Below are 11,480 nucleotides of genomic sequence, written 5' to 3'. Positions count from 1 at the left end.
ATTTCGCACCCACGATTTATGCACGATTGCACCATAAAAACCAAAACCTAATACGAATGCGAATCCAAATCGCTTAGCTCCATTTTTTTGCTATCCATTTTGCGCCACACAAGCACGATATAGCCTAGCACAAAGGGGATTGTGAGGCTTACATAGCCCATCACGCTTAGCGTGTAGTAGCTTGAGCTTGCATTTGCGATAGTAAGCGAGCTTTGCAAATCGCTTAGACTAGGATAAAACGCGCTATCCCCCAAGCCCACATTCAAAAACACCGCCATCACCGCGCACACCACGCCCACGCCCAAAGCAAAAATCCCTTTTGTGCCTTTAATGCTAAAAAAGATTCCCGCTAGCACGCACACCACGCCTATAAGAAGCAACACTACAATCAATGGATTTTGCAAAAAGCTCTGCAAATACAGATTCTCCACCATTATCACTTCGCCACTCTCACTTATGCCAAAGCCCTCTTTTAGACAAATCCACGCTAAAAATCCAAGAAAAAATGGCAAAAACAACGCCGTATTTACTACTATGTCTTTGCGGGATTTTTGCGTGATATTTTCGTTTGCTATGGCGTTTATGAAATAGCTCTCCGCCAAAATCCTGCTTAAAAACACAAGAGAGAAGCCTAGCAAATAATTACACGGATTTGCAAGTGCCTCTAGCCCGCGCCACTCACTTTGCCACTCTACAAAATTTTGAGAATCAAGAGTGAAATATGAACCGCTAAAAAATGTGCTCACCGCCACGCCGATAAGAAACACGCCCAAAATCCCGTTGATTTTCAAAAACACTTCATAGGTTTTTGCGCCGAGTAGATTGCCCTCTTTTTTGCGGTATTCATAGCTCACCGCTTGCACAATAAAGCAAAAGAGTATCGCTAGCCACACCCAATACGCCCCGCCAAAGCTCGTAGCATAAAACAGCGGAAATGCCGCAAATGCCGCCCCGCCAAAAAGCACTAGCGTGGTAAATCCTAGCTCCCATTTTTTGCCCAAAGTATTGATAAGCAGGGATTTTTCCTCTTCATTGCTTGATAGCCTATCGATAAGCCCTTGTCCACCTTGCACAAAAAACATAAACACCAAAAGCCCGCCTAGCAAACTCTCTAACACCCACCAATACACCTGCAAATGCGCTAATTCTAATCCAAAAAACATCTAAAATCCTTTGCTTATGGTTTTTTTCATAATGCCAAGCTCGGCGAGTAAGAGCGCAGTGAATAAAAACAAAAATAAGAAAAATGAAATTTGAATGTTGGTGTGCGAGAGGTTTGTCGCAGCGATATGCACAGGCATCAAATCCTGTATCGCCCACGGCTGTCTGCCCACCTCTGCGACTATCCAGCCCGCCTCTGCTGCGATGTAGCCAAAGGGTATCGCCACCACGCAACACCACAAAATCTTTCTAAACTTTTGCACATCATTTGCCATAGAGAGATACAGCACCACGATAAAAAGCACAAAAAACGCAGAACCTAACGCCACCATCAAATGAAAGCTATAAAAAGTAATCGCCACAGGTGGCACAGCCCTCTCTTTTGATTCTAAGTAGCCATAGCCAAAGTTGCTCATATTTGCCTGCAAGATAGATTTTTGCTCCTCCATAGCCTGCGTGTCATTTTGCTCTTTTGCTTCTTTGTAGGATTTTAAGGCTTGCACGGCGAGCTTGCCTGAAGAGATTCTAGAATCTAAAGAGGGGATATTTTTTTCCTCATTGCCAAAGACTAAGTCATTTATCCCCGGGATAAACCCGCCACTATCCCTCGTGCCTAAGATTGAAAGCGCGTAGGGAATGGTAAAATCAAATAAAAATGTCGGCTTTTCATCGCCTAGCTTTTTTTCAGGGTTTAGTATGCCAAATGCCACAAGCCCCGCCCTATGCTCGCCATCATAGATTCCCTCCATTGCAGCGAGTTTCATCGGTTGCTTTTGGGTAACTTGATACGCACTCTCATCACCACTCAAAAAGAGGAAAATCGAAGTGAGAAGCCCAAAGCTAGCCCCGACTATGAGAGAGCGTTTCGCCTCCCAAATATGCCGCCCGCGAAGCAAAAACCACGCGCTTATGCCCATCACAAAAAGCGCGGAAATCACATAGCCACTCGCAATAGTGTGGAGGAATTTCGCCACTGCCACAGGAGAGAGAATCACCTCTAGCACGCTACTCATCTCATTTCGCGCACTATCGGGGTTAAATATCGTGCCGATGGGGTATTGCATCCAACCATTTGCAACTAATATCCAAAACGCAGAGAGATTGCTCCCAATGGCAACGAGCCACGAAGAGAGGAGGTGAAATTGTTTTGAGACGCGATTCCACCCAAAAAACATCACCGCAAAAAATGTCGCTTCTAAGAAAAACGCGATAATACCCTCAATCGCAAGCGGTGCGCCAAAAATATCGCCCACAAACCAACTATAATTTGCCCAATTTGTGCCAAATTCAAATTCCATTATAATGCCTGTGGCGACACCGATAGCGAAATTTACGCCAAAAAGGGTGAGCCAAAATTTCGTAATTTTTAGCCATTTTTCATCGCCACTTTTGACATAGATACTCTCCATAATCGCTACGATGAAGCTAAGCCCCAAAGTCAGCGGGACAAACAAAAAGTGATAAATCGCAGTCAAACCAAACTGCGCTCTACTCCAATCGACACTTAATTCCATATTCACTCCTTTTGTGTGGGATTTGCAGGATTTGTGTATGCGTGTGCGGTGCTAGATTTTGGTTGGGTTGTGCTTTGCAAAGGATTTTGACTAGTATCGCTAACATCATAGGTGAGATTCTCTGCAATGGCTTTAGAATCTAAGTCAGGGTGCGTGAGATTGCCTAGCACAAATTGAGATTTTGCCTCGCTTGTGCCTAGAGTGGCTAGCGAAGTGTCATAGACAAAGACTTTGAGCACGCCAAACATTATGATGAGTTTGATAGCTATCACTGCCCAAAGCACTCTACCAAGCGTCATATTTCTAAACCCATCGACATAAAAAGAAGTGATATTTTTTAGGAGTTTTGTCATTGTTATCCTTGTTTGCAAAAGAGTAAAACTTAGGTCCAACCCTTGCCACCTTGCCAAAATCTTGCCAAACCAAATATAAAACGCGCAATTATAAATATGATATTCTTAATTTATTCTTAAAAAACCAAATTTTGATTCCAAAAAATGCTGGCAAGCACTAAAGGTTAATTATTCGCTATCTACAATGCTCACACTTAAATCTAAAATTTCCTTATGGCTTTTGATAAATGTGTTGATTTCATCTAAAGTAAGATTGGTGATTTTTTGTGTGTCGCGCTTGTGATTATCAAGTGGCAATCCCCTAAAATAGTTGTTAAACTTCGCATCAAGTCGCTGAGAGAGTGTCTCCTCGCGCAAGGGCTCACTACCTAAGATAAACGCCTTTGCCCCATCAAGCTCCTCTTGGGTGATTCCATTTTCTACAAATTCCCTCATTACCTCGCGCACCACTCTTAGTGCCTCATCTTTAGAATCTAGTCCCGTTTGCAAGTGTCCTGTGCCATAGTTTATCACATCGCTTGAGCCAATAATACTAAAATATGCCGAGTATGCTAAACCTCGTTTCACACGCACTTCCTCCATAATCCTAGAGCCAAATCCACTGCTCCCAAGCACAAAGCTCATTACCTTTGTCTTATATGCTTCGCTTACATCGGCATTAAATGGCGATGAAAAGTAAATATATGCCTGTTGTGTGGGCTTCTTAGATTCTATATAAGCGAGGTTTCTGTGTGGTTTAATTTGTGGTTTGCTTACTACATCGCCTTTGGGTAAAAAGCCAAGCCGTGCGCGTAAATCATTCTTTATCCCCTCTTTGTCTAAATCGCCACCAGCCACGATAATAAGGCGATTAAGGACAAGATTTTTTTCCAAATAGTGTGTAATGTCAGCTAGGTGAAGTGATTGTATGCTCTCAATCGTCCGCTCAAAGCCTAATGGTGTGCCAGCAAAAAAGATTTTGTTTAAATTCACCCCTGCAATATAGTCAAAATCATTTTGCTTGGCTAAAATAGCACTGCGAGCGAGTGCTTTAACTTTCTCAAACTCTTCTTCAGTTGTATTTGGGGATTGCAACAATTCTGCTAGACAATCAAGTGCGAAATCCTTATACTCGCTTAAAAATGATATATTAAAGCTTAGTGTTCGCGTGCTTGTAGCGGCATTAAGGCTTACTGCCTTGCTCTCTAGCTTTTCGGCAAATCCCACGCTTCCTAGCTCCTTTGTGCCAGCATTAAGTAGCCTACTTGCAAGTGAGGCAAGTCCTGCTTTTGCCTGCACACTATCTTTTGCGCTAAATGCAGTAGAATCTGTGCCAGCATTTTGCCAATCATACGCGCTTCCTCCGCCATTAAAAACAAGTTGGACGCTGCCTATGGGTAAAAGCTCGCTTCGCTCAAAAATTAGTGGCACTTGCACGCCATTTATCTCTACAAACTCTACGCCATCGATATTTTTATCACTCCTTAGCATAATAAACAACCCTCCTATGAATATAAAGATTCCGACAATAAACACAACTTTTTTCATTTTATTTCCTTTAAAGCAATCTAAAAAACAGAGAATCTAATCAAATCGCTGCAAAATGTTATACGCTGTATCGCGCTTAGCCGCCCTTAACCCCAAGTCTTTTATAAGTGCAATCATTTCTTGTTCATTCATTGAATGCGCCGCTCCTGCGCTTGAAACGACATTTTCTTCCATCATCGTGCTTCCTAAGTCATTTGCCCCAAAGCACAGCGCAAGCTGTCCAATGTAAGAACCCTGTGTAACCCAAGAACTTTGAATGTTTGTGAAATTATCAAGATAGATTCTCGAGCACGCAAGCAATCGCAAATATCGATTAGAGCTTGCTCGTTGTATGTGGGGAAACTCTCGTTTAAGCGGGGTGTTATCGGGCTGAAAACTCCACAAAATAAACGCACGGAATCCGCCATACTCATCTTGAAGGCTACGCAAATGCTCCCAATGCTCCACAATGTCCTCATCACTCTCCACACTTCCAAACATCATTGTCGCACTGCCTTTCATTCCAATCTTATGTGCCTCTCTATGCACTTCTAGCCATTGTTGTGTGGAGAGCTTTTTGGGCGCGATAATATCACGCACTTTATCGCTTAAAATCTCTGCCCCAGCTCCTGGGATTGAGCTAAGCCCAGCCTTTTGTAAGCGTTTTAGCGCTTCAGGGATTGATATTTTAGAAACTTTGGCAATGTAGTTAATCTCAATGGCAGAGAATCCGTGAATGGTAATTTGTGGGTATTTGTTGTGGATAAAGCTCACAAGCTCCTCATACCACTCAATCTTTAGTTTGGGATGCACCCCACCTTGAAAGAGAATCTGCGTGCCTCCCACCGCTAAAAGTTCATCGATTTTTTGACTAATTTCATCAAAACTCAAAATATACAACCCCTCTTCGCCCACTCTACGCTTAAATGCGCAAAATTTACAATCCACCCAACACGCATTGGTGTAGTTAATGTTTCTATCCACGATAAAAGTAATTGTCTTGCTTGGGTGCAAAGAATCACGAATCTTACTTGCCATTTTACCAAGCTCTTTAAGCGGGGCGTTTTGCATTAAATCTAAAATTTCGCTTTTGCTTACGCGCTTGGTGTTGATTGTAGGTGTATTACTCATTGTTTGTCCTTATTGTTAGAATCTCGTTCCCATTGTGAATTCAAAACTTGATTGAGCGTCATTTGGTCCGGGATTGATGGCGCGTGGGAAAACAATCACAATAGGTCCCATAGGGCTTACCCACTCAAGTGCCAGCCCCCAAGATGACCGTTGTGTTTCATCTATTCGTTGGATTCCAATCATACCATAATCAAAGAATACTGCCAAGCGCATTTGTGCCTTTTCTAACAAACCAAAGCTAAGCTCCACAGAATGTGTGTTGATATAATTACCACCCACGCGCAATTCACCCTCATAAGGCGTAAGTGAGCTTACATAATAGCCTCTCACGCTGTTAATGCCCCCCATATAGAAGCGACTTGTGATTGGCACATGCCCTAAATCATATATCCCACCTATTTGCATTTTATAGCGCGCGATGACATCGACCCCGATGAGATTCTTTAAATGTTTGTATCCTGCGAACTTTCCATATAATTTGACATATTTTTCATCAAAGCCTAAGAATCCAACACCCGCTACTTCTCCGTAGGCTGAAGCGATGATACCATTTTTAGGGAAGTAGTAGTCATCGGTGTTGTCAAAAGATAGGCTTGGTGTGATAGCACTCTTAATTGGTCCCTCAAGCGGAGAGACTTCATAACCTTTGCTTGCAAAATATTGCTCATAGAGTGGCTTGTAATAGCTATAATTTGTCGAGCTGTAATAATATCCAAATCGTTGGTCTGGAAAATCAATAATGGTCTTGCTAAGCGTGTAGCCCAAAGAGACGCGAAAGGTCTCAGTAATCAATCGCCCCACATTTATCGTAGCACCCGTAGTGCGTTCTCTATATTGCCAATTATAGTAGTTAGAGACAAAAAGACTTACAGATTCTGAATACGCGGAATCTAAAATGCGCGGATTTACCAAAGTGAGATTGACAATCTGCCTATACGCACTCCAATCTGCATACAGCTGTCCGCTATGCCCTGTGCCAAAGAGATTGCGCTCCCTAATAGAAGCATTTATCATTAGCTTATCGTAGCTTCCATAGCCAAAACCAAACATAAGCTCACCTGTGCGTTGCTCTTGGACATTGACAAGCAAATCGATATAGTCCTCGCTAACGCGCCGCTCCTCAATCTCTACTTTTTCAAAAAATCCAAGTCTCCTTAGTGCGTTTTCAGAATTTTTGATTTGTGTGAGGTTGTATTCATCTCCCGGGGAAAGCAATAACTCTCTACGAATGATTCTATCTCCCGTGCGTGTGTTGCCAGAAATGATGACATCATTAACCCGCACTTTTTGTCCTGCTTGGATATAATAAAGCACGCGAACTTCAGCATTCGTAGAATCTTTATCCAAATCAGGCGATACGCGCGTAAAGGCATAACCCATATCCGCTATCTCATACTTGATAATCTCCATATCAGCGCGTAAATTTTCAATGTTAAACACATCGCCTTTTTGGATTCTGAGCTTTTTTAGGAGCTTTTTTTCGTTGATTTGTGGAGATTGGATAATGATTTGCACATCAGAGACTTTATACTGCTCGCCCTCGCTAATGTCATAGCGTAACTTCGCGCTATAATCACTAAAATCCGCCTCCAAAAACGCGGGGCCTACTTGTGCGTCTAAAAATCCTCTACGCATATAAGAATCTTGAATGCGTGCATTATCATATTCTAAGTCATATAAACGCAACTTGCCATCATTTCTCCCCCAAAACCAGCCAGCAAATTGTTTTTGTTTGTTTGCGCTGAGTTCTTGGATTTCGCTTACCTTGAGCTTTTCTCTGCCATTGTATGTAGCCTCTTTGATGATAATATTATCGCCTTGATTGATATGAAGTGTAATGGCATACGCGCCCTCATCGCTTCCTACGGGTTGTATCTCTTCTTTTATCACCGAGCCATAATAACCTTGATACTCCAAAATTGTTTTTATGACATTTTTAGCGCGCTCCAATCGCACCTCATCATAACTATCGCCCTTTTTAATGCCAATTTGTCCATAGAGCGATTCTTTTTCGCTCTCGCTCCCATAGCCCTTAATCTCAATGCTTGCGACCTTTGGACGCTGCTTGAAATGAAAGGTAAGGATTCCGTTTTCAAACGAAGCATACACATCTTCATAATACCCCTGTTTGAAAAACTCTTTAATCGCGTTATCAACTTTGTTAATATCAAGTGTATCGCCTGCTTTGATATTAGCAATCTCGCTTGCAAGCGTATCAGAAATCGAAGTGCTCCCCTGATATTTAACCGCGCTAATTTGCGCACCAAGACACAATGTGGCACTAAAGGACAGCAAAAGCGCAAATACAAGGCGTTTAATCATAAAATTTAGCTCCTACTAAAAGTCTTTTTATATTAGGCACAAAAAATGCAAAAAATGGTAATTATACTTTGAAATAGTAAAAATTTTACAAAATAAAGCCCTATCGCCCAACCACAAAACTTGCTTATCATTGCTTGCAAATTGTTATGCTAAATGTTAGCGCGCATAAAGGGATTGTAGGGATTGTATTTCTGCTTGGCTAAATCCTGCGCTAAGTCGTGCCTGTATGTTGGGAATCTTCCCCAAAAGGCGCAAATCACTAAACTCTGCACAAAGATTGATAAAACGCGCGTCCATATCTTTATGTGGCGTGGCACGAAGAGAAAAACGCCACCATTTATCACCCTTTAAGACATGACTTACCTCATCGCGCAATATCACATCAAAAGCATATTTAATGGCAGGCTTAATATCTAGCGTGGTTTGGAGGAGCTTTTCTTGCACAAAGGGATTGGCATCTAACCCCTTTGCTTCTAGTCCGCGATGCACGATTCCCATTCGTGTGCTTAGATTGTGTTGGGTGCGCTCTAATGCGTCAAAAAAGAGATTGTGCGTAGGAAAATCGCCATATTTATATCCAATCTCGCCCAAAATAGCATTAAGCAAGCAAAAATGTGCAATTTCTTCATTTGCTACACTAAGCCAATCTTCATAAAATGCTAATGGCATATTTTTGAATCGATATGCCGCATCAAGGGCTAAAACAATAGCACTAGATTCTATATGTGCTACGGAGTGGAGGATTTTAGCACTTGCGATAGTGGAGTTGGCGTTTTTAGGGCGGCGGATTTTAAGTGGAGAGAGAGATTTGCTACCACATAAATAAAGCGCGTTAAATTCCGTGCAAGGCATACTTTCTTGCTCGTTATTAAAAATTATCTTGTGTGATTTAAAATCCTCATAAAAATGCGTGAATCTCTCTCGCAAAGTGGCGAAGTCCTCACTTTGAAGGACGCTAAGCAGTTGGCTAAAAAACTCATTTTTCTCTTGTTTCATTTGAGATATTATAGCGAGTTGTGCTTTTATCACACGCTTTTAATGCGCAAAATTAAGAAATTTTTATTACAATTAAGATTATATTTTGTCAAAAGTGTATAACTCAACTTTAAGGAAATGTATGGATTCTCCAATGCAGGGTAAAAACAACCTCTCACTTGCTACGCCAATCTACGCGCCTGATATGGCTGGCTTTATGCAAGATTCTTATGCCATTATTGACATTCGCGATGAGAGTGATTACAACCACGCGCATATCAAGGATTCTCAACATTTTAGCAATGCCCAAGAAGTATTTGCCTTTAGCCAAAAACACGCGCAAACAAAAATCTTGCTTGTGTGTTATAGCGGGCACACAGCGGCAAATTTAGGCACGGCGTTGGTCCAAAATGGATGCAAAAATATTTATTTTTTTGATGATTATTTTGCGCATTTTGAGCTTTTAGGGTTGCTTAACACCCAAGATTCTCAACACCAAACACCACAGGATTAACTAAAAGGATAGCACTATGATGGTTTTTAGCACTTTTTTAGAATCTCTTGCTCACATTATAAGTATGCTTATTAACATTTACATTTGGGTGCTCATTATTGCTGTGTTGCTAAGCTGGGTAAAACCCGACCCCTACAATCCAATCGTGCAGGTTTTAACGCGCCTAAGCGAACCTTTATTTGCTAAAATGCGTTCTTTAATGCCTACGAATTTTGGCGGTATAGACTTCGCGCCGCTTATTGTTATTGTGATGTTAAAGTTTATTGATTTGATGTTTGTTCGTTTGTTATTAAAATACGCTCAAGGATTATAAATTGTATTTTTCTCGCTCCACACAATGTGTCATTATTTTTGTTGCAGGTTTGGCGTTGAGCTGTGCGTATGGTAAAGATTCTTATACCAAAAAGCAAAAAACCCCCGACATCACACTAGAATTTTTAGAATCTAAGCCCAGCGGGATTGCACGGGATTTTTATATTTGGCGGTATTTAAGCGATGAAAACACCAAACTCCAAGATGCTATCAAAGCCTATGAGCTCGTCAGTCGTAAAAATCCAAAACTCAATACCCTTATGTCAAAAAAGGGGAAGCCAGATGAGCTCCCTGCGAATTTTTATTGTCGCTCACTTGATATAAACGCCCTGTTGCAAAAGGATTTGGCTTGTCTTAAGCAAGGATTACGCCTAAGTCAAGTGCCAAATCTGCCTCCAAAAACACTCCAAGCCCTTAAAGAAGCAATTAAAAGCGATGCAAATTTGGCGTTAAAAGTAGAGATTCTTAGCTCAAAGCAAATTCTCACACAAATGCTAAACGCCGATGCTAAGACATTTGCTGAGATTTTTAACATACTTGGAGCCCAACAAAAAGAGCGAATCATAAACCAAACCATAAAACCAGCCAGCATTAAAAAACTCGGCGACCAAAATGTGCGAGAATTTAATAAAGTGCTTCAAAAAATCCTTTTTGAAGATTCTCTGCCAAAGTTTAAAAAATCTCTACTTGGCGCAAAAATAACGGGTGCTGATTCTTATACGAGCTTTTTGCTAGGGCTCTATGAACTCCAAAATGGCAACAAAGAAGCCGCCATTGAATATTTTAAACTCTCAGAATCAAAAAGCAAAGATTCGCTATTTGTCAATCGGGCGCGATTTTGGCAGTATTATTGTGGTGGCGATGAGGAGGTCTTAAAGGCACTCTCTCAAAGCAAAAGCCCTGATTTATACACACTCTACGCAATCCAAAAGCTCGAAGTCGCCCCGAGCTACACCATTGTGAGTGGATTTGAGAATCTTAGCTCTACCAAAAAGCCCGCGTTTGACATTACAGACCCATTTGAGTGGCAAATCCTGCGTGATAATCTCACACAAGTTAAAGATTCAAAAGCTCTTATGAAATTGGCTGAAAACTTTGCTTTTAGCGAGAGTGAGGCGCATTTCGCGTATGTGCATAATCGTGCGAGTAATTTTGCCAATAGCTACTTTATCACGCCATTTAGCGACAAACTTGAATGGAAGAGCACACACCAAAAAGCAATCACTTATGCCGTAGCAAAGCAAGAGAGCATTTTCTTGCCTGCATTGGTTTCGACTTCTTACGCGCTTGGAATGATGCAAATAATGCCATTTAATGTCGAGCCCTTTGCTAGAAGTTTGGGTATAAAAGATATTACACTTGAAGATATGTTTAACCCACTTACCGCCCTTGAATTTGGGAGGTTTTATCTTGGGGATTTAGAAAGAGAGTTTAAAAACCCTCTTTTCATTGCGTATGCGTATAATGGTGGTCCGGGATTCTTGCGCCGAACCCTTGCCAAAAAGACTCTTTTTAAGAAAAATCGTGCGTATGAGCCTTGGCTAAGTCTAGAGCTTTTGCCCATAGAAGAGACACGCTATTATGGGATAAAAGTGCTTGCAAACTACATCGTCTATCAAGAGATTTTGGGGAACAAAGTGAATGTTGAGGAGATTCTCAAGGCGACATTGGTAAATTAAATCACACTAAGGA

General features: G+C 41.5%; 10 protein-coding genes. 3 read left to right on the top strand and 7 right to left on the bottom strand.

What is annotated here, in order from left to right; all coding sequences use genetic code 11:
• Positions 1 to 47: 47 nt before the first annotated feature.
• The 7 genes from ACWIUJ_RS08965 to ACWIUJ_RS08935 all read right to left on the bottom strand — a co-directional run bounded on the left by ACWIUJ_RS08965 (position 48) and on the right by ACWIUJ_RS08935 (position 8,983).
• Complete coding sequence (locus ACWIUJ_RS08965; protein ID WP_454170376.1) at positions 48 to 1,163, bottom strand: cytochrome d ubiquinol oxidase subunit II; 1,116 nt, start codon at positions 1,161 to 1,163, stop codon at positions 48 to 50.
• Complete coding sequence (locus ACWIUJ_RS08960) at positions 1,164 to 2,681, bottom strand: cytochrome ubiquinol oxidase subunit I (protein ID WP_454170374.1); 1,518 nt, start codon at positions 2,679 to 2,681, stop codon at positions 1,164 to 1,166.
• Entirely contained in the window at positions 2,678 to 3,028 is a 351-nt protein-coding gene (locus tag ACWIUJ_RS08955; RefSeq protein ID WP_454170372.1) for a DUF4492 domain-containing protein, read from the bottom strand. The genes ACWIUJ_RS08960 and ACWIUJ_RS08955 overlap by 4 nt, the downstream gene beginning before the upstream one ends.
• 168 nt (positions 3,029 to 3,196) lie before the next feature.
• Positions 3,197 to 4,555 (bottom strand): M16 family metallopeptidase, encoded by a 1,359-nt coding sequence (locus tag ACWIUJ_RS08950; RefSeq protein ID WP_454170370.1) that lies wholly within the window; start codon positions 4,553 to 4,555, stop codon positions 3,197 to 3,199.
• 36 nt (positions 4,556 to 4,591) lie between these two features.
• Positions 4,592 to 5,665 (bottom strand): dehypoxanthine futalosine cyclase, encoded by a 1,074-nt coding sequence (locus tag ACWIUJ_RS08945; protein WP_454170368.1) that lies wholly within the window; start codon positions 5,663 to 5,665, stop codon positions 4,592 to 4,594.
• Positions 5,666 to 5,680: 15 nt separating this feature from the next.
• On the bottom strand, positions 5,681 to 7,987 hold the full coding sequence (gene bamA / locus ACWIUJ_RS08940; RefSeq protein WP_454170367.1) for an outer membrane protein assembly factor BamA: 2,307 nt from the start codon (positions 7,985 to 7,987) through the stop codon (positions 5,681 to 5,683).
• 156 nt (positions 7,988 to 8,143) lie between these two features.
• Positions 8,144 to 8,983, bottom strand: a complete 840-nt coding sequence (locus ACWIUJ_RS08935) for a ferritin-like domain-containing protein (protein ID WP_454170410.1) — start codon at positions 8,981 to 8,983, stop codon at positions 8,144 to 8,146.
• 121 nt (positions 8,984 to 9,104) lie between these two features.
• Here ACWIUJ_RS08935 and ACWIUJ_RS08930 point away from each other — a divergent pair, with 121 nt between their 5' ends.
• From ACWIUJ_RS08930 to ACWIUJ_RS08920, 3 genes are read left to right on the top strand one after another with little or no spacing between them, the layout of a single operon-like run.
• Positions 9,105 to 9,476 carry a rhodanese-like domain-containing protein gene (locus ACWIUJ_RS08930; RefSeq protein ID WP_454150120.1) on the top strand — a complete coding sequence of 124 codons (372 nt, stop codon included), beginning with the start codon at positions 9,105 to 9,107 and terminating at the stop codon, positions 9,474 to 9,476.
• 19 nt (positions 9,477 to 9,495) lie between these two features.
• Entirely contained in the window at positions 9,496 to 9,789 is a 294-nt protein-coding gene (locus ACWIUJ_RS08925) for a YggT family protein (protein ID WP_454151998.1), read from the top strand.
• A 1-nt stretch (position 9,790) separates the two neighbouring features.
• Positions 9,791 to 11,467, top strand: a complete 1,677-nt coding sequence (locus tag ACWIUJ_RS08920; protein WP_454170365.1) for a lytic transglycosylase domain-containing protein — start codon at positions 9,791 to 9,793, stop codon at positions 11,465 to 11,467.
• The last annotated feature ends 13 nt before the right edge of the window (positions 11,468 to 11,480 follow it).

This window comes from Helicobacter sp. 23-1046, from assembly GCF_053654635.1.
The sequence above is the reverse complement of the archived record's forward strand: the minus strand, read 5'-3'. Positions and strand labels throughout refer to the sequence as shown.

Coding starts and splice junctions, on each gene's coding strand:
- bamA (WP_454170367.1), bottom strand. CDS start 7,987: ATGATTAAACGCCTTGTATTTGCGCTTTTGCTGTCCTTTAGTGCCACA.
- ACWIUJ_RS08950 (WP_454170370.1), bottom strand. CDS start 4,555: ATGAAAAAAGTTGTGTTTATTGTCGGAATCTTTATATTCATAGGAGGG.
- ACWIUJ_RS08925 (WP_454151998.1), top strand. CDS start 9,496: ATGGTTTTTAGCACTTTTTTAGAATCTCTTGCTCACATTATAAGTATG.
- ACWIUJ_RS08965 (WP_454170376.1), bottom strand. CDS start 1,163: ATGTTTTTTGGATTAGAATTAGCGCATTTGCAGGTGTATTGGTGGGTG.
- ACWIUJ_RS08930 (WP_454150120.1), top strand. CDS start 9,105: ATGGATTCTCCAATGCAGGGTAAAAACAACCTCTCACTTGCTACGCCA.
- ACWIUJ_RS08955 (WP_454170372.1), bottom strand. CDS start 3,028: ATGACAAAACTCCTAAAAAATATCACTTCTTTTTATGTCGATGGGTTT.
- ACWIUJ_RS08945 (WP_454170368.1), bottom strand. CDS start 5,665: ATGAGTAATACACCTACAATCAACACCAAGCGCGTAAGCAAAAGCGAA.
- ACWIUJ_RS08935 (WP_454170410.1), bottom strand. CDS start 8,983: ATGAAACAAGAGAAAAATGAGTTTTTTAGCCAACTGCTTAGCGTCCTT.